The sequence below is a fragment of the Microcella alkaliphila genome, assembly GCF_004216855.1.
GTDB classification, from domain to species: domain Bacteria; phylum Actinomycetota; class Actinomycetes; order Actinomycetales; family Microbacteriaceae; genus Microcella; species Microcella alkaliphila.
This window is the reverse complement of sequence record NZ_SGXT01000020.1, coordinates 1-22,883: the sequence shown is the minus strand read 5'-3', so window position 1 is coordinate 22,883 and position 22,883 is coordinate 1. Positions and strand designations below refer to the sequence as shown.

General features: G+C 67.5%; 15 protein-coding genes and 1 pseudogene. 7 read left to right on the top strand and 9 right to left on the bottom strand.

Annotated elements, in window-relative coordinates; all coding sequences use genetic code 11:
- Positions 1-6: 6 nt before the first annotated feature.
- On the bottom strand, positions 7-3,282 hold the full coding sequence (ileS, locus tag EV140_RS12980; RefSeq protein ID WP_130284619.1) for an isoleucine--tRNA ligase: 3,276 nt from the start codon (positions 3,280-3,282) through the stop codon (positions 7-9).
- Positions 3,283-3,632: 350 nt separating this feature from the next.
- Here ileS and EV140_RS12970 point away from each other — a divergent pair, with 350 nt between their 5' ends.
- Together EV140_RS12970 and EV140_RS12965 are read left to right on the top strand one after the other, a co-directional pair.
- The gene (locus EV140_RS12970; RefSeq protein ID WP_130284617.1) at positions 3,633-6,137 is read left to right on the top strand and encodes a rhamnogalacturonan lyase; all 2,505 of its coding nucleotides are present in this window, start codon (positions 3,633-3,635) and stop codon (positions 6,135-6,137) included.
- Positions 6,138-6,239: 102 nt separating this feature from the next.
- Entirely contained in the window at positions 6,240-7,640 is a 1,401-nt protein-coding gene (locus EV140_RS12965; protein ID WP_241971454.1) for an MFS transporter, read from the top strand.
- Positions 7,641-7,704: 64 nt separating this feature from the next.
- On the opposite strand, the gene EV140_RS12960 is transcribed toward EV140_RS12965, so the two are convergent.
- Both EV140_RS12960 and EV140_RS12955 read right to left on the bottom strand, forming a co-directional pair.
- On the bottom strand, positions 7,705-10,137 hold the full coding sequence (locus EV140_RS12960) for a DEAD/DEAH box helicase family protein (protein WP_157985664.1): 2,433 nt from the start codon (positions 10,135-10,137) through the stop codon (positions 7,705-7,707).
- Complete coding sequence (locus tag EV140_RS12955; protein ID WP_157985663.1) at positions 10,134-11,768, bottom strand: site-specific DNA-methyltransferase; 1,635 nt, start codon at positions 11,766-11,768, stop codon at positions 10,134-10,136. The genes EV140_RS12960 and EV140_RS12955 overlap by 4 nt, the downstream gene beginning before the upstream one ends.
- A gap of 218 nt (positions 11,769-11,986) precedes the next feature.
- On the opposite strand from EV140_RS12955, the gene valS reads away from it, so the two are divergent.
- The 3 genes from valS to EV140_RS12940 are packed head-to-tail and all read left to right on the top strand — an operon-like array spanning position 11,987 to position 15,325.
- Positions 11,987-14,575 (top strand): valine--tRNA ligase, encoded by a 2,589-nt coding sequence (valS, locus tag EV140_RS12950; RefSeq protein WP_130284611.1) that lies wholly within the window; start codon positions 11,987-11,989, stop codon positions 14,573-14,575.
- 54 nt (positions 14,576-14,629) lie between these two features.
- Positions 14,630-15,073 carry a GNAT family N-acetyltransferase gene (locus tag EV140_RS12945; protein ID WP_130284609.1) on the top strand — a complete coding sequence of 148 codons (444 nt, stop codon included), beginning with the start codon at positions 14,630-14,632 and terminating at the stop codon, positions 15,071-15,073.
- A gap of 27 nt (positions 15,074-15,100) precedes the next feature.
- The gene (locus EV140_RS12940) at positions 15,101-15,325 is read left to right on the top strand and encodes a hypothetical protein (protein WP_422386126.1); all 225 of its coding nucleotides are present in this window, start codon (positions 15,101-15,103) and stop codon (positions 15,323-15,325) included.
- A gap of 136 nt (positions 15,326-15,461) precedes the next feature.
- Here the strand turns inward: EV140_RS12940 and EV140_RS12935 are convergent, their stop codons facing one another.
- Positions 15,462-15,671, bottom strand: a complete 210-nt coding sequence (locus tag EV140_RS12935) for a hypothetical protein (protein ID WP_130284605.1) — start codon at positions 15,669-15,671, stop codon at positions 15,462-15,464.
- Positions 15,668-16,279, bottom strand: a complete 612-nt coding sequence (locus EV140_RS12930) for an ArsR/SmtB family transcription factor (RefSeq protein ID WP_130284603.1) — start codon at positions 16,277-16,279, stop codon at positions 15,668-15,670. Before EV140_RS12930 ends, EV140_RS12935 begins: the two co-directional genes overlap by 4 nt.
- A 151-nt stretch (positions 16,280-16,430) precedes the next feature.
- On the opposite strand from EV140_RS12930, the gene EV140_RS12925 reads away from it, so the two are divergent.
- On the top strand, positions 16,431-18,461 hold the full coding sequence (locus EV140_RS12925) for a M3 family metallopeptidase (RefSeq protein ID WP_130284601.1): 2,031 nt from the start codon (positions 16,431-16,433) through the stop codon (positions 18,459-18,461).
- 112 nt (positions 18,462-18,573) lie between these two features.
- Complete coding sequence (locus tag EV140_RS12920) at positions 18,574-18,972, top strand: four-helix bundle copper-binding protein (protein WP_130284599.1); 399 nt, start codon at positions 18,574-18,576, stop codon at positions 18,970-18,972.
- Positions 18,973-18,987: 15 nt separating this feature from the next.
- On the opposite strand, the gene EV140_RS12915 is transcribed toward EV140_RS12920, so the two are convergent.
- From EV140_RS12915 to EV140_RS12900, 4 genes and pseudogenes are all read right to left on the bottom strand, one after another.
- Complete coding sequence (locus EV140_RS12915; protein ID WP_130284597.1) at positions 18,988-19,332, bottom strand: hypothetical protein; 345 nt, start codon at positions 19,330-19,332, stop codon at positions 18,988-18,990.
- Between the two features lie 85 nt (positions 19,333-19,417).
- Complete coding sequence (locus EV140_RS12910) at positions 19,418-20,746, bottom strand: GNAT family N-acetyltransferase (RefSeq protein WP_130284595.1); 1,329 nt, start codon at positions 20,744-20,746, stop codon at positions 19,418-19,420.
- A gap of 9 nt (positions 20,747-20,755) precedes the next feature.
- Positions 20,756-21,529 carry a hypothetical protein gene (locus EV140_RS12905; RefSeq protein WP_130284593.1) on the bottom strand — a complete coding sequence of 258 codons (774 nt, stop codon included), beginning with the start codon at positions 21,527-21,529 and terminating at the stop codon, positions 20,756-20,758.
- Positions 21,526-22,725 (bottom strand): annotated as a pseudogene (locus EV140_RS12900) (benzoate/H(+) symporter BenE family transporter); the annotation flags it as partial. The gene EV140_RS12905 and the pseudogene EV140_RS12900, both read right to left, overlap by 4 nt.
- Between the last annotated feature and the right edge of the window lie 158 nt (positions 22,726-22,883).

The window sequence follows — 22,883 nt, the reverse complement described above, 5'->3', positions numbered from 1 at the left end:
GGATGCTCAGGCGTCGGGGGCGCGCGTGACAGCGACGCGGATGCGCCCCGCGCCGACCGGCACCGCGTCGTCGGCGGACCCGAGTTCGACAACCGAGGTTTCGAGCGCCACGGCGAGGGTTTCGCCGGTGACGAGGTCGCGGTGCGCGTCGATCGCCGCCTGCGTCTCGGCCGTGTCTGCCGTCACGGTGAGGTGGATGCGGTCGCTGACCTCCAGGCCGGCGTCCTTACGTGCCTGTTGGATGGCGCGCACCGCATCGCGCGCGAGTCCCTCGGCCTCGAGCTCGGGGGTGAGCGTCGTGTCGAGCAGCGCGAAGCCGCCACCCGGCAGGAACGCGACGGCGGCGTTCTCGTCAGCAAGGTCGAGCTCGAGCGTGTACTCGCCCTCGACGAGCGGCACGCCGCCGACGACGACCGTCTCGCCGTCGACGCTCCAGTCGCCGGCCTTCGCGGCCTGAATCACCTGCTGCACCTGCTTGCCGATGCGGGGGCCGGCGGCGCGGGCGTTGACCGCGAGGCGGCGGGTGATGCCGTGAGCCTCGACGAGCGAGTCGTCGAACTCGACGAGTTCGAGCTGCTTGACGTTCAGCTCGTCGCGCACGATGTCGGCGAACGGCTCGAGCGCGGTCACCTCGGGGGCAACCACGGTGAGGCGTGCGAGCGGCAGGCGCACCCGCAGGCCGCGGGCCTTGCGCAGGGCGAGGCCGGAGCTTGCGAGCTGGCGCACCCGGTCCATGGCCGCGACGAGCGCGTCGTCGGCGGGGAACTCCTCGGCCTCGGGCCAGTCGGTGAGGTGCACGCTGTCGCCGCCGGTGAGGCCGCGCCAGACCTCCTCGCTGACGAGCGGGGCGAACGGGGCGGCGACGCGGGCGAGCGTCTCGAGAACCGTGTGCAGCGTGTCGAACGCGGCACGGTCATCCCCCGCCCAGAAGCGCTCGCGCGAGCGGCGCACGTACCAATTCGTCAGCACGTCAGCGAAGTCGCGGAGGGCGGCCGCCGCCATCGGCGAGTCGAGGTTCTCAAGCTCTGCGGTGACCGTCTCGACGAGCCCGCGGGTCTTCGCGAGCAGGTAACGGTCGAGCACGTTGTCCGAGTCGGTGCGGCGCTGCGCATTGGTGAGACCCGCAGCGTTCGCGTAGAGCCCGTAGAAGTAGTACGTGCTCCACAGCGGCAGCAGGAACTCGCGCACGCCCGCGCGGATGCCCTCCTCGGTGACGACGAGGTTGCCGCCGCGGATGACCGAGCTCGACATAAGGAACCAGCGCATCGCGTCGGCACCGTCGCGGTCGAACACCTCGCCGACATCCGGGTAGTTGCGCAAGCTCTTCGACATCTTCTGCCCGTCGTTGCCGAGCACGATGCCGTGACTGATGACCTTCTTGTATGCCGGGCGATCGAACAGCGCGGTGGCGAGAATGTGCATCGTGTAGAACCAGCCGCGGGTCTGCCCGATGTACTCGACGATGAAGTCCGACGGGTTGTGGCTGTCGAACCAGTCGGCGTTCTCGAACGGATAGTGCACCTGCGCGAATGGCATCGAGCCCGAGTCGAACCACACGTCGAAGACGTCCTCGATGCGGCGCATCGTCGACCTGCCCGTCGGGTCGTCGGGGTTCGGTCGGGTGAGCGAGTCGATGAACGGGCGGTGCAGGTCGACCTCGCCGTCAGCGTTGCGGGGTAGCTCGCCAAAGTCAGCCTCGAGCTCGGCAAGCGAGCCGTACACGTCGATGCGGGGGTGGTTCGGGTCGTCGCTCTTCCACACCGGGATGGGGCTGCCCCAGTACCGGTTGCGACTGATCGACCAATCACGGGCACCCTCGAGCCATTTGCCGAACTGGCCGTGCTTGACGTTGTCGGGAACCCAGGTGATCTGCTCGTTCAACTCGAGCATGCGGTCGCGGATCTCGGTGACGCGCACGAACCAGCTCGACACGGCCTTATAGATGAGCGGGTTCCGGCAGCGCCAGCAGTGCGGGTAGCTGTGCTCGTAGCTGCGCACCTGCAGCAGACGCCCGGCCTCGCGCAGAAGTCGCGTGAGCGTCTTGTTCGCCTCGAAGACCTGCAGGCCGGCGACGTCGCTCACCTGGTCGAGGAACTTGCCGCCGTCGTCGACCGAGATGATGACCGGGATGCCCGCCGCGGCACTGACGTTCTGGTCGTCTTCGCCGTACGCGGGCGCCTGGTGCACGATGCCGGTGCCCTCACCGGTGGCGACGTACTCGGCCACGAGGATCTGCCAGGCGTTCTGCATGCCGAAGGTTTCGACGTCGGCGTAGTAGTCGAACAGACGGTCGTAGTGCACGCCGCCGAGCTCGGCGCCGAGCACCGTGCGGGTGACGGCGGCCTGCGCATCGGCGGCCGACTCGTAGCCGAGGTCCTTCGCGTATGCCGGCAGCGTGTCGGCGGCGAGGAGGTACAGCGACTCGCCCTCGACCGCGTCGTCCGCGCTTGCCGCGCCCCGTGCATCCGCCGCGCCGTTCGGCCCGGCAGGGACGATGGCGTACGTGATCTCTGGGCCGACGGCGAGCGCCGCGTTCGTCGGCAGGGTCCAGGGCGTCGTCGTCCAGGCAAGCGCCTTCACACCCGTCAGCCCGAGCGCCTCGGCCTTCGCGCCGACGAGCGGGAAGGTGACCGTCACCGACTGGTCCTGACGCATCTGGTACACGTCGTCGTCCATGCGCAGCTCGTGGTTCGACAGCGGGGTTTCGTCGCGCCAGCAGTAGGGAAGCACGCGGTAGCCCTCGTAGGCGAGGCCCGTGTCGAAGAGGGTCTTGAAGGCCCAGAGCACGCTCTCCATGAACGTGATGTCGAGCGTCTTGTAGTCGTTGTCGAAGTCGACCCAGCGCGCCTGCCGGGTCACGTAGCTCTGCCACTCGTCGGTGTAGCGCAGCACGCTCTCTCGGGCCTTGGCGTTGAACGCCTCGATGCCCATCTGCTCGATCTCGGCCTTCTCGGTGATGCCGAGCTGCTTCATCGCCTCGAGCTCGGCGGGCAGGCCGTGTGTGTCCCAGCCGAAGCGGCGGTGCACCTGCTTGCCGCGCATCGTCTGGAAGCGCGGGAAGAGGTCTTTCGCGTAGCCCGTCAGCAGGTGGCCGTAGTGCGGCAGGCCGTTCGCGAACGGCGGGCCGTCGTAGAACACCCACTCGTCGCAGCCCTCGCGGTTCGCGATTGAGCGCCGGAACGTGTCGGTCGTCGCCCAGTAGTCGAGCACCTCGCGCTCGAGGTCGGGGAAGCGCGGGGAGGCGACGATGCCGTCGGTCTCGCGGTGCAGCGGGTAGCCCATGGTGTCTCCGGTCAGTGGATGCTGTGCTCACTTACCGCGAGGACGACCGGTCGCGCGCGACCCGCCGCGGTACCACCCCGCTTGCGCGGCCGGCGTAGTGCCGAACGCGCCTCTCTGCTCTGCGGCTGTGACGGGCCTGCCCCGCTCGGGTCTACTGCCCGCCCAAGGGTGGGGTTCTTCCGAGGACTCCCCGGTGATGGCCGGATCGCAGTCTGTGCGCCGATTCTAGCGGTCCCGGGAGCACCCCCGAGTCGGCATGACTCGCCGGGGCGCACCGACCGGGTTGACGTCCCCCAAACGGGGGCCTACTGTAGCCCCTGCGGGAAAACGTTATCCAAACGGAGGATTCAATGAAGAATCGACGCAGGACGCTCTGGGCGTCCGGATGCGCCATCGGTCTCGGGCTCGGCCTCATCGCGCCCACGATCGCGGTGGCCGACACGTCGGCGGCACCGCAGTCAGGCCCCGCCCCCCAGCTCGAGGTGCTCGATCGCGGCCTCGTCGCTGTGACCACGCCGCAGGGCGTCTTCCTCAGCTGGCGCCTCCTCGCCGAGGAAACCACCGGCGCTGGCGAGTCGGGAATGCTTGGCGCCGACTTTATCGTCGAGCGCGACGGAGAGCCCATCGCGACCGTCACCGACAGCACGAACTTCCTCGACGCCGACGGATCGACCGCCGCAACGTACTCGGTGACTCCAGTGCTCGAGGGGCGAGCAGGAGACGCGAGCGCGCCGGTGACACCGAGCGCCAATCCCTACCTGAGCCTGCCGCTGCAACGACCCGCGGGAGGTGTCACGCCGGTGGGTGAGTCGTACGTCTACGACGCCAACGACATGAGCGTTGCCGATGTGACGGGCGACGGCGCCTACGAGTACATCGTGCAGTGGGAGCCGACGAACTCGAAAGATGTCTCGCAACGCGGGTACACGGGTGTGACCTACCTCGACACCTACCTCGCCGACGGCACCCTGTTGTACCGCATAGACCTCGGCGTGAACATTCGTGCCGGAGCGCACTACACGCAGTTCATGGTCTACGACTTCGACGGCGATGGCCGCGCCGAGATCATGATGAAGACGGCACCGGGAACGAAGACGATCCGCGACGGAGCCGAGACCTACATCACCCTGCTCGAGGAGGATGTCGCCGCGGGCTTCGCGAACACGGACGACTACCGTCTGAGCGCTGCCCAGTACGCCGAGCGTCTCGCCGGCGTGTTCGCCGAGTGGCAGTCGCACCCCGAGGTCGTCGCCGGCAACTGGCCAACAACGATTGAAGAGGCGATCGGCATCGAGCCGCGCTACACCTACCCGCTGTCGGCAGAGGACGCGGCGGAGCTCGTCGACTACTTCATTGACGTGTACGCGCCCGCGCGCAGCGGCAACAACCGACTGCGCGAGTTCGACGGGTTCATCCTGGATGGCCCCGAATATCTCACCGTGTTCGACGGCGAGACCGGCGCAGAACTCGAGACGATCCGCTACAACCCGCCGCGCGGTGACGATGGCCTGCTGTGGGGTGACTATGCCTACAGCCGCATCGAGCCCGGCAACCGGGTCGATCGCTTCCTCGCGGGAGTTGCGTACCTGAACGGCGAGACCCCGTCGGCGATCTTCGCCCGGGGCTACTACACACGCACGACCATCGCCGCCTACGACTGGGACGGCGAAAACCTCAGCGAGGTCTGGTTCGTCGACAGCGGACACACGCCCATGTCAAACCCGTTCAACGACGCTCCCCACGGCCGCTTTGGCAGCGACCCGGTCTACGGCAGCCTCAACACGCAAGGCTTCCACTCGCTGAGTGTCGGCGATGTCGACGGCGACGGCAAGCAGGAGATCGTCTACGGTTCGTCGACGATCGACCACGATGGATCGCTGCTCTACAGCTCGAGCGCGATCATTCCGGCCCCGAGTCCGCTCGCCGGCCAGGAGGCGGGCCTCGGCCATGGCGACGCCATGCACCTGACTGACATCGACCCTGACCGCCCCGGCCTCGAGATCTACACGGTTCACGAGGGGGGCGCGGGCGCTCCGTACGGCTACGCGCTGCGCGACGCCGCGACGGGTGAAGTGCTCTGGGGCCGCTACGAGGGACGTGACATCGGGCGCGGCATGATCGGCGACATCCGCCCGGATGTGCCGGGGCTCGAGACCTGGTCGACCCAGCTGCGCGCCGCTGACGGCACGCTGCTGAGCGGTTCGATGCCGGGCACGAACCAGAGCATCCGCTGGGCCGCCGACATGACGACCCAGATCGTCGGAGGCAGCGGCAACGCCAACGTCGTCATTGACGACTATCTGCGCGGTCGCCTGCTGACCGCGACGGGAACTCGATCGAACAACGGCACGAAGGGCAACCCCGGCCTTGTCGCCGACGTGCTCGGCGACTGGCGCGAGGAGCTGTTGGTGCGCGACGCCAACAGCACCGAAATCCGCATCTACGTGAGCACCGAGGTGACGGATCGCAAACTGACGACTCTGATGCACGAGCCGCAGTACCGAGTCGAGGTCGCCCGTCAGAACACGTCGTACAACCAGCCGTCGTACACGAGCTACATGCTGGCCTCCGACATCCGCTGGACAGACGTGCCCGTCTTCACGACGGTCGTCACTCCCGAGGCAGTCGAGATCGTCGACCGGCCGGGAGTCGGCCAGGATCGCTACACGATCCCCGCCGTCGACGGAGTCGTCTATCGAGTGAACGGCGAGATCGTCGCACCGGGCAGCTATCGCCCGGGCAACACGGCGATCACCGTCACGGCCGAGCCCGCCGATCGATGGACGATCTTTGCGGCCGACGCCGAGACCGAGTGGAGCTACGACTTCTTCCCCGGCCAGGGCCGAGGTCGCTAGCAGCCGCACCCACCCCCGGGGCGTCCCAGTTCGTTCCCGCATGGGGCGCCCCGGGTTCGTTCGCGCGGGAATACATCGGCGGTCGTCTACGCTCGTCTACTCGTGACTGATAACGAACGTGGCAAAGCGCCCACCACGTCCCCCTCGGCGAGTACCGCGGCACCCCGCGACCTCGCAGCACCCTCCGACCCCCGCATCGCGCGCCGCGCGCGCTGGGCGTCGCTCGTCGGAACCTCGCTCGAGTCCTACGACTTCTACATCTACGCGTATTTCGCGGCCTTCTTCGTCGGCCCGCTGTTCTTCGACCCGCTCGGCGGGTTCGGCGGAACCCTCGCGGCGTTCCTGTCGATCGCGCTCGCCTTCGTCATCCGCCCGGTGGGCGCGATCATCTTCGGTCACATCGGTGACCGCCTCGGTCGACGCATGACACTGATCGTCACGGTGACCCTCATGGGGGTCGCGACCGGCCTCATCGGCGTGCTGCCGACCTACGAGCAAGCCGGCTGGTTCGGCGCCGCGATCCTCGTCGTGTTGCGCCTCCTGCAGGGCATCTCGCTCGGCGGCGAGTGGGGCGGCGCCGTGCTCATCGCGACCGAACACGAGAGCCGCGCGAAGCGCGCGTTTGCCGCCGCGATGCCGCAGCTCGGCTCGCCGATCGGCTCGATCCTGTCGGCCGGCGCCTTCATCTGGCTGACCCTCGCTCTCACCAACGACGAGATCACCGAGTGGGCGTGGCGCCTGCCGTTCCTCACCGCGATTCCGCTGCTGCTCGTGTCGCTCTACCTGCGCGTCACCGTGACCGAGACCCCCGTCTTCCAGGCCGTCGCGACGACCAACAAGCGGGTGCGCGTGCCGCTCGCCGAGCTGCTGAAGCGCCAGCCCGTGACGATCCTCGTCGCCGTTGGCGTCGCCCTGCTCGGCATCGGCTCGTACTCGCTGATGAACACGTACACGATCAACTACGGCGTGACCCAGCTCGGCTTCGAGTACTACCAACTGCTGATCGCGACCACGATCGGCGGCCTGCTGCAACTCGTCACGATTCCGCTGTTTGGTGCGTGGGCGACCCGCATTGGCTCGGGCCAGGTCATCGCGTGGGGCGCCCTCGGCACCCTGCTTGTCGCGTTCCCCATCTACTTCTTCCTGCAGTTCGCGAACTTCGGCGTGCTGGTGGCGATGATGGTGATCGGCGGAATCCTGCCCACGATGAGCTGGGCGGCCCTCGGCGGCATCTTCACCGAGCTGTTCGACGAGCGCTACCGCTACTCTGCGCTCGGCTTCGCGTACTCGCTGGCCGCCGTCGTGTCGGGCTTCGTACCGGCGCTGACGCTCACGATCGGCGAATTGTCGGGCAACGCCTGGTGGCACCCCGGCGTCGTGCTCGCCGCGATGAGCGCGATCACGCTGGTGAGCGCCCTCATCGCGATCCGGATGCGCGTGGACCGCGACGAGGACGATCCGGCCGCCTCGCGCATCCCTGCCGCGGCCGAAAGCACTCCCTGAGAGTGCGGGGTGGTCGACGCGCGTGCCCGCTCGTCGACCACCCCAAGTCAGCCTTCTACGACGTCTAATCCGCTCCGGCTTCATGGAGTAGCGCCCGCCAGTTTGGCGCTGCCCGGATGTGAGATTCAGTGATGAGGGCGTAGCGCCACGTTCCGAAGCTTCGAGAGTCGTTTACCTCAACGGCCCAGTCTTCGGCTGCACGCTTCTTTGCTGCAACGTCAAGGTCATTGGCCGCGGCGGCGTCAGATTTGGTTTCCACGAGCCAGTGGACCCCCTCATCGTCTATGACGATGAAATCGGGGTAGTACCTGCCCGAGGGCATCCGCGTGATGTACGCACCATCAGGCTGGTACAGACGCAGCCACCACGCGACACCGTCGCTCTGGTCGATGAGCGTGGCGAAGGCAAATTCTGCGGTCTTCGAGTCGAACGACGCGGCAGCCTCGGCCGACTTGGACCACTCGCCGTACCACTGACCCACAACAAACTCGGAGTACCAGGGATGGACGACCGACGGCTGCACGCGGGGCTGCAGTAGCTCGACGGGGTTCCAGCGGAACGCTGGCTGGCGATCGTTGCGGTCATAGGCTGCACGAACAAGGGCCGCGATCGCAGCCGTCGCTTGAGCAGCCCTCTGGAGAGTCCAGTTCTCCACTTCCGCGTCAGTGACTCCTGCGGCTCCGAGAAACTCGTCCGCGATCGACTCCGCGTGAAGCTTCTCCGTAAGCTGTTGCGGCACAAGGCCGAGATCCATGATCCGGCGCACGAGGTCGTGACGCACGGCGGCCGCTGTGACGTAGTTCTGTGTCGCTGTCACGCCTTCGACGGCCTGCGTCGTGACGTTGACTTCGTTCTCGAGGTCGCGCTCGGCCACGATTGCCTGGCCTTGCAGCGAGACCTCGTAGTTGACGCGGTATTGCTGGGCGGCAACGCGCACATCGCCAAGACTGACGCGCTCGAGGCTGAAGGGAATGGGCTGAAGTTCGCGATCGCGACGCGGGAAGACGATCCGCGGGCGTCCCGGTACGGCCGGAAGGTGTTGCCCGAGTACTTCGGCGTCTCGGTTGAGAGCCTCGGCGCTCGCGTCGATCGGCTGCACGATCAGGAGATCGGCTTCACTCAGCCCCCCCAGGTGGTCACCAGGCGTTGCGGCGCCTGAACCATCGGCGATTGCGCCGGGTGTCACACGGATCACACCGTCCGGCATCTCGACCGTGACCGGTGCCGCGGTCGTCGACCCGGCGAGCCCAGCGCCTGTCGGAGCAACGGTCGCGACGCGCTCCAGCAGGGAGTCTTTGCTGCGCAGCAGCTGCGTGTAGCTCTCGTGGGCAACGACGTCGACGTGGTCGACGGCGGCGATTCCGGTGCGTTCACCGAAGGGCAGACGGAGCCCTCGGCCGAGGATCTGCTCGGTGAGGGTCTGGGAGGCGAGAGCGCGATGGCCGACGATCACGCCGATGTTCTTGACATCCCAGCCTTCCTTCAGTTTGTCGACGCTGACGATGGCCCGCACCGGAGATTCCGGCTTCTCAACGTCGGCGAGAGCGGCCAGGGCCGTGTCGCTCGACTGAGAGGTGACGAGCAAGACCTGACCCTCGTCGGGGAGGTGCACGGTCAACTTCTCGGCGACGAGGCTGGCGTCTTCAATGGTCTGGCAGACCACAAAGAGCACGGGCGACACACGTTCGCGACCAGCCTGATCGGCGTAGGCGTGCCACGCCGGCTCGCGCAGGGCGCGCAGGTGCGCAGCGTCGGCTAACTGTGTGTCGATGTCCTTAAGCCCGTCTTGCCGATATACGACAACCGGCACCTTCACGAGGCGGTCAGCGATCGCCTCAGCAAGGCTGTAGCGGTAGATGACCTTGTCGAGGTCGGCGGGGTCGGGAGTGGCCGTCAGGCCGACGAGCGCGCGGGGCGACAGGTCGCGAATCGCGGCGCTGAACGCGGCGGCGCTGCTGCGGTAGACGTGGTGCTCGTCGGCGATGATCACCAGGTCCTTGGCGGCTCGAAGGTGGTGGTAGAGGCTGTCACCGATGAACTCGTCGTCGGCGCGCACCTTGCGGCTGGTGTTCGCGGTCGGCTTGATGAGTTGCTGCACGTTAAACACGAACAGCTTCAGCGTTGCGGCGTCGTGAAGGGCATCGCCGACCTGTCCGCGGGCAAAGTTCTCGGCCGTAATGAGCAGCGGCTCGATGGTTGCGCCGGCCACGTACTTGCGACTGCCCGGGGTGAAGTTGGCGATCGTCTTCTCGTAGATGGTCGTACCGGGCGTGACAAACAGCATATTGCGCACTCCGTTACGGGCCAGGTACTCGATCAGCCCCCCCGCGAGGTAGGTCTTTCCGACGCCAGTGGCGAGGTCGCATACAACCTCCGCACCATCGCCCTCCTCGATCGCCTCCGCGACAGCACCGAGCGCCACCGCGTTGGGCTTGCGGAGATCCATGCACGTGGTGATCTCGTCGACAAGGTATTCGTCGTAGGCGATCCAGGTCATCGCGTCACCGCCGTCGTGCGCGGGAACAGTTCGCGGGGTATGCGGATGACGCGCGAGCCCTTGCATAAGTCTCGGAGGGTGGTCTGTGCGTCGTCGGTCACCGAGGTCGCTGCGACTAGCGCCGTCTGGCCTTCGGCGAGCACCGACGCGATGTCAGTCACGGCCGTCGCGTCGGCGACCCCGTCGATGACGGCGAGCCGCGATCGTCCGCGTGCACCCGAGAAGACCGGATCGTCGATCAGTTGGTAGCCGAGCTGCGCAGCGACCGATCTCGTTAGCGTTTCGGTGCTCACGGATTCAGCGCGGTAAACATCGAGTTCACCTTCAGCCGTGTGTACCTCCCAAGCGCTCGGCGCGATGCGAAGGTCGCGGAAGCCACCGCCTCCCGACCAGCCAGCGGCTTCGGTTATGCCTCCCGGATCTTCGCCCGCGACCACCTTGGTCAAGCGAGGCTTGGTGAAGGTGTCGGCGGTGCTCTCGCTCAACTCGACCGTGACCCAGCGGCGACCCATCTTTTGCGCGACTGCGGCGGTTGTCCCAGACCCCGCGAAGCAGTCCAGGACTACGTCACCCGGGCCCGTACTGATCTTGATCACCCTTTCCAGGAGTTGCTCTGGCTTCGGAGTGTCAAAGGTCGCCACGCCTTGAACGATCTTCTTGACCTGCGCCTTTGCTTGTCGGTTCATTAAGACATCCGACCAAAGTGTCGGCCAAGGCCGAGTTGGAGTCTCGGGGGCGAATTCGCGCGTGTACGGCACCCACTGTTCGCCGCCGCCGCGCTTGGGACGGCGTTTCCAGATGATCTCGTTGGACGCGAGCAACGACGCAACAGAGTCCGCGCTGTATGCCCAGCGCCTCTCAACTCCATCATCGTCAATTGGGAAGACGACTTCACCGTCCGGTGCTTGAATCGGAAACCACATACTGGGTCGCTCAGTGCGAAGGCTCGCTTTCCCGTTCTTGCGAAGCAACCTGTCCCGAAAGCGAACGCCATCGTCTGACACTCCAGGAAATGCATCGAGCACCGCAGGATCTTCCATCGCGGAGGCACGGAACGTCCGCTCACCGGCGCCGTACACGAGGATGAAGTCGTGGTAACTCGCGAGGGGAACGTTGTTCGATGAAGGGCTATCCGCCTTTTGCCACACAAAACTTGCCACGAAGCTCTGCCGCCCAAAGATCTCGTCCATGAGCACCTTGCAGTAGGCCATCTCAGCGTCGTCGAGGTGGACCCAAACGGAGCCCTCCGGTGACAGCAGCTCCTTAATGAGCACAAGGCGCTCGCGCATCATGCCGAGCCACACCGAGTGCTCGAGCGAGTCGTCGTAGTGCTTGAATGCCTGGCCGGTGTTGAACGGCGGGTCGATGTATACGAGCTTGACCTTGCCCCGGTACTCGGCGGCGAGCTCGGGGGTGTGGACGAGCGCGCGGAGAGCATCCAGCGAATCGCCGCGAATCAGAAGGTTGTCGCTCGTGTCGCCCGCGACCTCGCCGACGCGACCGATCTCGTCGAGCAGCCGCACCTCCCGCGCCCGCGGGTCGTCGCGGTCGACCCACTCGTAGCCCGACTCTCCGTGCGACAGCAGGGCACGATCCTTGTTGGCCCAGGTGAGGGTAAGGCGACCAGTCACAAATAGTGTTCCTTCACTGCGAGGGGCGGCTACGCCACCCGGGGGCTCGACCTCACAGTATCGGGCGTCACAGACAGTGCAGACGATCGGAGAGGCCCAATAGAGGCAAGTCAGTTGAAGGTTCTGCCCGCATGCGCGCCGGTACACTGAACGCCGACCTCACACCCAGGCACCCTTACCTTCTGACACGGTGCCGCCCATACGAAGCGAGAACCTCGATGAGCCACGCCGCCCTGCCCGACAAGCCCGCCCTCGAAGGACTCGAAGCGAAGTGGGGTGAGGCCTGGGAGGCTCAGGGCACGTACCGCTTTGATCGCGCCGCCGCCGAGGCCGCTGGCAAGTCGTCCGTCTACGCCGTCGACACTCCCCCGCCGACCGCCTCGGGCTCGCTGCACATCGGGCACGTCTTCAGCTACACCCACATGGACCTCGCCGCCCGCTACCAGCGCATGCGCGGCAAGCACCTGTTCTATCCGATGGGCTGGGACGACAACGGGCTGCCCACCGAGCGCCGGGTGCAGAACTACTACGGCGTGCGCTGCGACCCGTCGCTGCCCTACGACCCCGACTTCACGCCGCCGTTCGAGGGTGGCGACAATAAGTCGTCGAAGGCCGCCGACCAGGTTCCGGTCAGCCGCCGCAACTTCATCGAGCTGTGCGAGAAGCTCACCGTCGAAGACGAGAAGCAGTTTGAAGACCTGTGGCGGGCCCTCGGCCTCAGCGTCGACTGGTCGCTCACCTACCGCACGATCGGCGACGAGGCGCAGCGCGCCGCCCAGCGCGCCTTCCTGCGCAACCTCTCGCGCGGCGAGGCGTACCAGTCCGATGCCCCGACGCTGTGGGACGTGACCTTCCGCACGGCGGTTGCCCAGGCCGAGCTCGAAGACAAAGAGATGCCGGGCGCCTACCACCGGGTCTCGTTCCACACGCCCGACGGCGGCACGATCGAGATCGAGACGACCCGGCCGGAACTAATTGCTGCGTGCGTGGCGCTCGTCGCGCATCCCGATGACGAGCGCTACCAGCCCTACTTCGGCACGACCGTTCGCACCCCGCTTTTCGGCGTCGAGGTTCCGGTCGTCGCGCACCGGCTCGCGCAGCAAGACAAGGGCTCCGGCATCGCCATGGTCTGCACCTTCGGCGACGTGACCGACGTCATCTGGTGGCGCGAGCTCGACCTCGCGACCCGCCCGATTCTCGGCAAGGACGGCCGTATCCTCGCCGACCCGCCTCCCGGCGTCGAGGGCGCCGCGGCTGAGGTGTACGCCGAGATTGCCGGCAAGACCGTGTTCAGCGCGAAGGCGCGCATGGTCGAGCTGCTGACCGAGTCCGGTGACCTGCACGGTGAGCCGCGGGCGATCACGCACCCCGTGAAGTTCTTCGAGAAGGGCGACAAGCCGCTCGAGATCGTCACCACCCGCCAGTGGTACATCACGAACGGCGCCCGCGACGAGGCACTGAACGCGCGCCTCATCGAACGCGGCACGCAGGTCGCCTTCCACCCCGACTTCATGCGCGTGCGCTACGAGAACTGGGTCGGCGGGCTCTCGGGCGACTGGCTGATCTCGCGTCAACGCTTCTTCGGCGTGCCGATTCCCGTCTGGTATCACCTCGACGAGAACGGCGAAATCACGGGCGAGCCGATCGTGCCGACCGAAGACCAGCTGCCGGTCGACCCGTCGTCGATGCCGGCGCCGGGCTTCGACGAGGCCCAGCGCGGTGAGCCGAACGGCTTCGTCGGCGAGGTCGACATCATGGACACCTGGGCCACCTCGAGCCTCACGCCGCAGATCGCCGGTCGCTGGGAAGAAGACCCGGCCCTGTTCGACCTGGTGTTCCCCTACGACCTGCGCAGCCAGGGCCAAGACATCATTCGCACCTGGCTGTTCTCGACCATGCTGCGCGCCGAGCTCGAGCACGGCACGGTGCCGTGGACGAACGCCGGCATCTCGGGCTTCATCGTCGACCCCGACCGCAAGAAGATGTCGAAATCGAAGGGCAACGTCGTCACCCCCGCCGCGATGCTCGAGTCGCACGGCTCGGACGCCGTCCGATACTGGGCGGCCAGCTCGCGCCTCGGCACCGACGCGGCATTCGACCCGCAGAACCCGAAGCAGATGAAGATCGGCCGGCGCCTCGCGATCAAGGTGCTGAACGCGGCGAAGTTCGTCTACTCGTTCCCCGCACCCGCGGCGGCCGAGGCCGGTAGCGCTGCTGTCACCGAACCGCTCGACATCGACATGCTCGCGACTCTGTCGGAGGTCGTCCAGACCGCGACCGCCGCGTACGACGGCTATGACCACGCCCGGGCGCTCGAGGTCACCGAGCAATTCTTCTGGACGTTCTGCGACGACTACCTCGAACTCGTCAAGGAGCGTGCCTACGGCTCGCAGGGCGAGGCTGGTCAGGCGAGCGCCGTCGCGGCCCTCCGCCTCGCGATCGACGTCATGCTGCGCCTCTTCGCCCCCGTGCTGCCGTTCGCGACCGAGGAGGTCTGGAGCTGGACGCACGACGGCAGCGTGCACACCGCCGCGTGGCCGACCGTCGACGAGATCGGTGTCGACGCACAACACGGCGGGCTGCTCGCGCTCGTGTCGCAGGCTCTGATCGGTGTGCGCCGGGCGAAGACCGACGCGAAGGCCTCGCAGAAGACGCCCGTGACTCGGGCCGTGCTCGCCGCCCCCGCGCTGCTGTCGTTCGCCGCGGACGACCTGAAGGCTGTGGGGCGCATCGCCGAGCTGGAGCTGACGGAGGCCGACGAGATCGCGGTCGTGTCGATCGAGCTGGGCGAGCTGCCGACGAGCTGACCGCCGCCTGACATCTGCTGGCGGCGGGACGCGCACCTTTGCCACACTGGTGCGATGGTGCAGGTGCGGCCGATCGACGACGGTGATCACGCGCGGTGGCGCGAACTGTTCACCGCGTACGGCGTCTTCTACGAAACCGACTTCCCGGCGAGCGTTCTCGATGGCGTGTGGGCGTGGATTCGCGACCCCGAGCATCCGATGCTCTGTTTCGTGGCCGAAGACGACGCGGGCATGATCGTCGGGTTCGCCCACGTGCGCGAGCAGCCCGACACGTTCACCGCGGGGCCTGGCTGGTACCTTGACGACCTATTCACCGGCCCGGATGCACGGGGTCAGGGAATCGGAACGGCCCTGATCGCGGCGATCAGCGAGCACGCGGCCCGCCACGGCGGCGTAACCCTGCGCTGGATCACGGCCGTCGACAACGAACGCGCACAACGCGTGTACGACCGGGTGGCGACCCGCACCACCTGGGTCACCTATGAGAAGGAGATCTGAAACGTGCAATTGGGTACACGATGGGCCGTGGGCGACACTCCCCCGCCGCAGTTGACTCCCGAGGTCGTCGCGGCGATTCACCGCGTCGAGGGTGAGCTGCTCGGTTTTGACACGACGCAGTGGCGCTGGACCCTGACGTGGCTCGAGGGCCGGCCGGTCGTGCAGCTGGACGACGGCACGACGATCCGGGTGAGCCCGAGCGGTCAGGTGCACGTCTCGAACGAGGACGACGCGGACGAGCTCGACCGCTAGACAGACTCACACCCCGCCTCACGCGACGGGAGGCCCGGGGCGTATCTCCCGGCCGGCGGCGGATGCTCGGAACACCCGTTCTGCCACCGGTTGCTGCGCCGCGTGATGCGGGGTGCGAGGTGTGACGTGGGGCGGGCTACTGCGCGATCCCGAATCGGAACCCTTCAATAGCCCGTCTGCGGTCAGTCTCTGCCCGTAGCCTGAGCGCTTGCTGTTCGTGCGTTGCACGCGCGCTGGGCATCTTGGCCCAGGCAATCAGCGCGACGCCAGCGGCCAGCGCCAGTCGGCGGATGACGGGTCGCCGGCGAGCGATGCGGGGAACTACGGGGATGCTCATGGTGGTCATGACGCGTCCTCCTCGGTGATCTCGTGCCCATCGAGCACGGGGAAGGCGAAGTACTGAATCTGGACGGGTCGGGAACCGACGACCCGTTGGCCGCGATGCGTCGCCGCGAACTGACTGACCAGATCGAGGATCTGCTCGTTGAGTTCGCTGAGCTGTTCAGCGGTCACGTGAACACTGGCGGAGTGCAGCATGGTGGAGTGCTGCCAGCGCTCGTCGAGCTCGGTCATGCCGCGCTCGACGATGTCGCGCACCCCCGCCTCGCGGTGGTGCAGCCACTCGCGCATGATGACGCGGCTGGCCTGCTTGCCCGCCTCGCTCTGGTCAAGCTCGGGCCCGCCCATCGTGATGGGGCCGGGCGTGCGTTCCCACCAGCGCTCGCGGGCGGTGCCCCGCCCCTCGACCTCGCGCACATAGCCGTGCTTCTCGAGCTGGCGCAGGTGGTAACTGGTCGCCCCGCTCGATTCGCCGAGCCGCTCGCCCAGAGTGCTGGCGGTGTGCGGGCCGTAGGTCGACAACGCCTCGATGATCTGCACGCGCAGCGGATGCGCCAGTGCTTTCAGGCCGTCGAGGTCGGCGACGCGGCCGGCGGTGGTGTCGGTGGAGGTCATGTCACAAAGTTAGCAATGCAAAGCTCTCTTTGCAAGCACGTCTTTGCAACAAGTTTTTTGCAAGTGCTTCTTTGCAGTGGGTGCGCCAGTGTAAAAAGCGGGGCGTGCATCCCGCCAACGGGCACGGAGCCGGGCGGCATACAGTGGGCGAATGACGAATCCGTTCTTCTCGCCCAGCACGCTGCCCTACCAACTGCCTCCCTTCGCCGAGATCCGCGAGGAGCACTATGCCGAGGCGATCGACGCCGGCATGGCCGAGCAGCGCGCCGAGGTCGCCGCGATCACGCAGCAGACGGACGAACCGACGTTCGCGAACACGATGGAGCCGCTCGAGCGCAGTGGCCAGTTGCTCATGCGGGTGCTGCGGGTGTTCTTCAATCAGTCGAGCGCCAACTCCTCTGACGCGACCAACGCTCTGGAAGAGCAGTACGCACCCCTACTGTCGGCACACCAGGACGCGATCACCCTCGATGCCGCCCTCTTCGCGCGCATCGATGCCCTGCACGCGCGACGCGACGAGCTCGACCTGACCGACGAACAGTGCTATCTGATCGAGCGGCGCCACACCGAGATGTCGCTCGCCGGTGCGGGGCTCGACGACACCGCAAAGGCGCGTCTTGGCGAACTCAACGGCCGCTTGTCGACGCTCACGACGAAGTTCGAGAAGAACCTCCTGGCAGACACCAACGACCTCGCCGTCGTGGTCGACGACGTGGCCGAGCTCGACGGACTCACCTCGGGCGAGATCGCCGCCTGCGCGCAGGCCGCCGCCGACCGTGGGCTGGACGGCACGTACCTCGTCTCGCTCGTGCTGCCGACCGGTCACCCCTACCTCGCGTCACTCACGAACCGCGAACTGCGCGAACGCATCATGGCCGCATCACGGGCCCGTGGCGGTCGGGGTGGCGAGCACGACAACCGCGAAGTGCTGCTCGAGATCGTACGACTGCGGGCAGAGCGCGCTCGTCTGCTCGGGTTCGACAACCACGCCGCATTTGTCGCGGCCGATCAGACCGCGAAAACGCCCGAGAACATTGCCGCCATGCTCGAGAAGCTCGCCCCGGCCGCGGCACGAAACGCCCGCGCCGAGCAGCAGAAACTCGAAGCCCTGGCCGGTCACCCGGTCAAGGCGCACGACTGGGCGTACTACAGCGAGAGGGTGCGCGCAGCCGAGTTCGACGTCGACACCGCCGCACTCCGCCCCTACTTCGAAGCGGAGCGCGTTCTGCAGAAGGGCGTGTTCGCCGCCGCCACCCAGGTGTACGGCATCACCTTCACCGAGCGCCCCGACCTCGTCGGCTACACCGACGGCGTGCGGGTGTTCGAGGTGCACTACGAGGACGGCAGCGAACTGGGGCTCTACCTGCTCGATCTGTACACCCGCGACGCGAAGCGCGGCGGCGCGTGGATGAATGAACTCATCGGGCAGAACGAGTTGCTTGACCACCCGACCGTGGTCGTCAACAACCTGAACGTTCCGAAGCCGCCGGCGGGCGAACCAACCCTGCTCACTTTCGACGAGGTGAACACGTTCTTTCACGAATTCGGGCACGCCCTGCACGGACTGTTCGCGCACGTGACCTACCCGCACTTCACGGGCACGAACGTCTATCGCGACTTCGTCGAGTTTCCGAGCCAGGTCAACGAAATGTGGATGCTCTGGCCCGGCCTCGTCGACAACTACGCCCTCCACCACGAAACCGGTGAGCCGATTCCCGCCGAGACGATCGAGAAGATCCGCGCGAGCGAAACGTGGGGCGAGGGTTTCGCGACGAGCGAGTACCTGGCTGCCGCCCTGCTCGACCAGGCGTGGCACCGTCTGAGCCCGGAGGAGGCGAATGCAGTCACCGACGTGGCCGCGTTCGAAGCGGAAGCGCTCGCCCGCGTCGGACTCGGCAACCCGGCCGTGCCGACCCGCTACAGCTCGACGTACTTTGCCCACACCTTCTCGGGCGGCTACGACGCTGGCTACTACAGCTACATCTGGAGCGAGGTGCTCGACGCCGACACGGTCGAGTGGTTCACGGAGAACGGCGGCCTGACGCGCGCGAACGGCGACCGCTTCCGCGAATACGTGCTCGGCATCGGCGGCAAGCGCGACCCGCTCGAGGCGTACCGCGAGTTCCGCGGCCGCGACGCCCGCATCGAGCCGCTGCTCGAACGTCGGGGGCTCGCAGCCTGATTATCAGGGACGTCGCAGGCGCGATCCCTAGCCACCCGTCGATCACGGGCGTAACGTTTCGTCACACACAAAGCATCACGACGATAACGACAACGGAGAGGGTGGACTCCCGATGGATATGCGCATGATGATGGCCGACTCGATGGTCGAGGGCATGGACATGGAGGCGATGCAGAACCTCATGGAGGCTGCCGCCGCCTGCGAGCAGGCGTGCACGATGTGCGTGAGCAGCATGATGGGCATGGAAAGCATGGAGACGTGCAGCGCCCGCTGCATGAACTGCGCCGACATGAGCAACACGATGATGCGCATGATGATGCGTCCGGCCGGCATGGAGATGGACGCCATGATGGCTGCCGTGCAGGCCTGCATGATGGTCGCGAAGGCGTGCTCGGCCGAGTGCTCGATGCACGCCGACATGAACGACCACTGCCGCATGTGCGCGAAGGCGTGCGACGAGCTGGTGGCAGCGTGCGAGGCCATGATGGCCTCGATGCGCCAGATGAGCTAACGGCTCGAGGGTCTTTTACACACCAACCCCGACGCGGAGCACGCTGTGCTTCGCGTCGGCAGCTTTCAGCACGTCGTAGACCGCGTGCAGCGACACCGGGGTACCCGGCAGAAGCTCGCTGGTGAGGTCGGCGTGGTTCCACAGCACGATCGACTGGTCGTCGCACAGGGTGACGACCTCGATCCAGCCGCCCACCGACGCGCCCACCACGATCGCGTCGCGCCACTTGCCCGGCGTCGCCGACGCGACCCTGTCCTGAATCGGCGACACGGCGTGGCCCGCCGCCGCCGACGCGCACATCGCGTCGCAGTCAATCAGCGAGTGCTGACGTTGCGAATGCGAGGTCGAGTCGGCGAACATGCGGCAACGATACGAAGGCGCTGCTCCCGGCGCCAGCGATCGCGTCACACGACGCAATACGCGCCGTTAGGTGCGACGCGCCCTGTCAAAACCAGATGCTGAGGCGTGGAGCGATAGGGCTGCGCAGCACCGCGTCGGCGGCGACAGCGGCGCCCGGCGACTGCTCGGTAATGCGGCCAGCGGCGGCGAAAGTGGACGCGCTCACGCCCCCGAGGTACAGCGAGCCGAGGGCCCGCGCATCGAGTGCGAGATGCGCCGCGCCGGCGGGCGCATCACCGTCGAGCGGCACGCACTCCCCAGCCCCGTCGGCGTCGGTGGTCAGCAGGTAGCGTCCGCCGGCGATGCCGTCGGGGTCGTCGACGTCGAGCACGAGGCTGCCCTCGGCCGCATAGCCGCGTGCGGCGAAGGCGGCCGGCACGTCGAGGATGCGCGCCCACAGGTGATCGGTGACGTCCGTCGTGCGCACGGCACGTGCATCCGCGACCTGCCAGCGCAGCGGTTCGTCGACGCTGCGCAAGTCGACCGTGATCTCGGAGACGAGGTCGAGGTCGAGCAGATAGCGCCACAGCGCGGCGTACGCGTCGGGGGTGGCGGCGATCAGTTCGGTGACCGTCACGCGGTGCTTCGTGAAGTCGCTGCCCTGCTCGGCAACGCGGTAGAGCGCGAACCCCTGCGGCTCGCCGTCGGCGTCGTCGAAGCGCACGGCGCGCAGCGAACCCGCGTCTTTCTTCGAGTCAGCGGTGAGCGCAAACATGCGATCCCACAGGCGCGGCCACCGGTCGATCTCTCCGGGAACTCCGCGACGGGCGCGGCGCTCAATATCGGGCGCCTGCTGGCGCAGGGCGGTGCGCTCGACGAGGTGTACGCGGCCGTCAGGAACGGGACCGGTCCAGGTGGCGCGGCGCTGCTCGATCGCGAGGGATGCGGTGAACGCGGCGGGCGAGAACCCGAAGCGCCCGTAAATGGTCGCCTCCGAGACGGTGAGCACCGCGAACGGGGCACCGTGGGCGCGAGCGGCGGCAAGCTCCGCCTCGAGCAAGCCCCGGGCGATGCCGCGGCGGCGGTGCGTTGGCGCGACCGTCACCGAGCTGATCGCCCACGCTTCGACGTCACGCTCGCCCGGGGTCGTGAGGCGGGTCGGCCACGAGCTGACCGTCGCGACCGGGGTCGCCGGGTCGGCGGCCGAGTCGTCCCACACGGCCGCCAGCCGGCTGTCGCGAAACGGGGTGAAGCGGTCGGCAATCTCGCCGTCATCGGGGTCGTCGCCGTAGAACCCGCGCAGGTCGGCACGCAGCCACGCCGCGCACTGCGCCTCGTCGTCGAGGTCGACGAGGCCGAAGCGCAGGCCGCGCTCGGCGAGAGCGGCAGCCTGATGGGCCGGAACGGGCACGGACTGGAACGGGTGTCGCGGCATGGCGCCAGGCTAGCGGTCGGCGTCGGACCCGGCCGCAGCAAGGCCCCGCCGTAGAACTTCGACGGCGACGACCTCGACCGGAACGCCGGAGGCGCTCGCCCTGGCCCTCAGCGCGCCGCCGATTTCGGCGGGGACGGTGAGCGTCAAGGAGTGCGGATCGTCCGCCGTGGGTGGCACCGACTGCCGGGGTTCGTCGCGCACGAAGATGGCGAGCACCGGCACGACCACGGTGCCGAGCACGTCGAGGATCGCGATCACGCCAAAGACGCGCCAATACAGATCGCCGTCGTCGCCCGGAATGTCGCCCTCGGTCATGATCGGCAGAATCAGCATGATCGCGACGACCCCGATGGCCACGAGGGTGGCGGCGAGGCCGATGCGAATCGGCCGCCGGCGGCGCCCCGCCAGCAGCAGCAGGAGGTTCGCGTGGGCGAAGCTCACGGCGAGCACCCCGGCGACCCCGAACGCCTGCAGCCAGGTGTCGAGGTCGGGCAGGTTCCAGTCGCGCCAGATGAGCACCATGCCGGTCACGAGCGCCGCAAGGCTCGCGAGCAGCCCCGCGCCGGCAACGATACGCATCGAGCGGTCGGCAATCGCGAGGTGGCAGAGCGCCGTGATCGACGCCGCGCCGAACAGCACGGTCGTGAGCAGAATCTTGCCCTGCGTCTCGCCGAAGTCGCCACCCAACAGAGCGACGATTCCGACGACCGCGGCCGCCGAAAACGAGATGATGATGCCGTAGATGGCGCCCTTGCGCGCCGCCGAGACGATGTCGGGGTTCATGACGGTTCGCCCTTCTTCTCCGGCGACGCTGCCGGGCGCGGTGACCTGCGGTGGGTCACGAGCATCACGATAGACCCGGCGACCAGCCCCCAGAAAGCGCTTCCGATTCCGGCGACGACGACGCCCGAGGCGACGACCAGCAGGGTGACCGCGGCGACGACGCGGGTTTCGGGCGGTTCGAAGGCCGCCACGAGTCCCGAGGCGAGGGCGGAAAACAGTGCGAGGCCCGCCACGGCGATGATCAGGATCGGCGGCGCGGCCGTCACGAGCGCCGTCGCCGCGCCAGCCGCAAGCCCCAGCACGATGTAGGTGACGCCGCCCGCGATCGGGGCGATAAAGCGCCTCGAGGGGTCGGGATGCGCATCCGGACCGCCCATCAACGCTGCGGTGATCGCCGCGAGATTGAGCGCGAATCCGCCGAAGGGGGCGGCGAGCACGGTCGCGGCGCCGCTTGAGGCCAGGATGGCGCGGGCGGGCACGTCGCGGTAGCCAAGCGTCGACAGCACGGCGAAGCCGGGCACGTTCTGCCCCGCCATCGTGACGATGAACAGCGGCACGCCGAGGCTGATGATGACAGCGGCGTCGAACGCGGGCGGGGGGAGCGCGAGCACGGGCGCCAGCGGTGCCTCGGCGACGGCGTCAGCACCGGTGATGATGATGCCGACGATCGCGACGACCATGGCCGCTGGCACCGCCCATCGCGCCGCGAATCGCAGCAGCACGAGCCACACAACGATGACGGGAGCGGAGAGCACCGGCTGCTCGATGAGCGCGGTCACCGGCGCGATACAGATCGGCACGAGGATGCCCGCGAGCATGGCGCCCGCGATCGGCATCGGGATGCGCGTCATCGCCCGCCCGAGCGCCGGCCACAGGCCCGTGATCGTCAGCAGAACGCCGCACACGAGGAACGCGCCGATCGCGGCACCGTAGTCGTCGGTGACACCCTGGGCGGCCACCAGCACCGCGGCGCCCGGCGTCGACCAGGCGAACGACAGCGGCAGCCGGAATCGCCAGGACAACAGGCCCGCCAGCAGCGCCTGGGCGATGCACAGGATGAGCAGGCCGCTCGCGGCCTCCGCGGGAGAAGCACCCACGGCGATGAGCCCGGCGATGACGAGTGCGAACGAGCTGGCGAAGCCTGTCAGCGCGCCGATGACCCCGGCGATGATCGGCTGCAGCACGAGGCTGAGCCTAGCCGCGGCGTCGTTCGTAACTCAGGAACCGGCGCGTGTTCAGCGCGCGAGCTGACGATTGGGGGCTCATCGCAATTGAGGGTGTAGCAGTGGCCTGAAGCCGCCGGCTTCGAGCAGTGATCTCGCGATGTAGTTGGTCAGGTTGCGGAAGCCGAGGG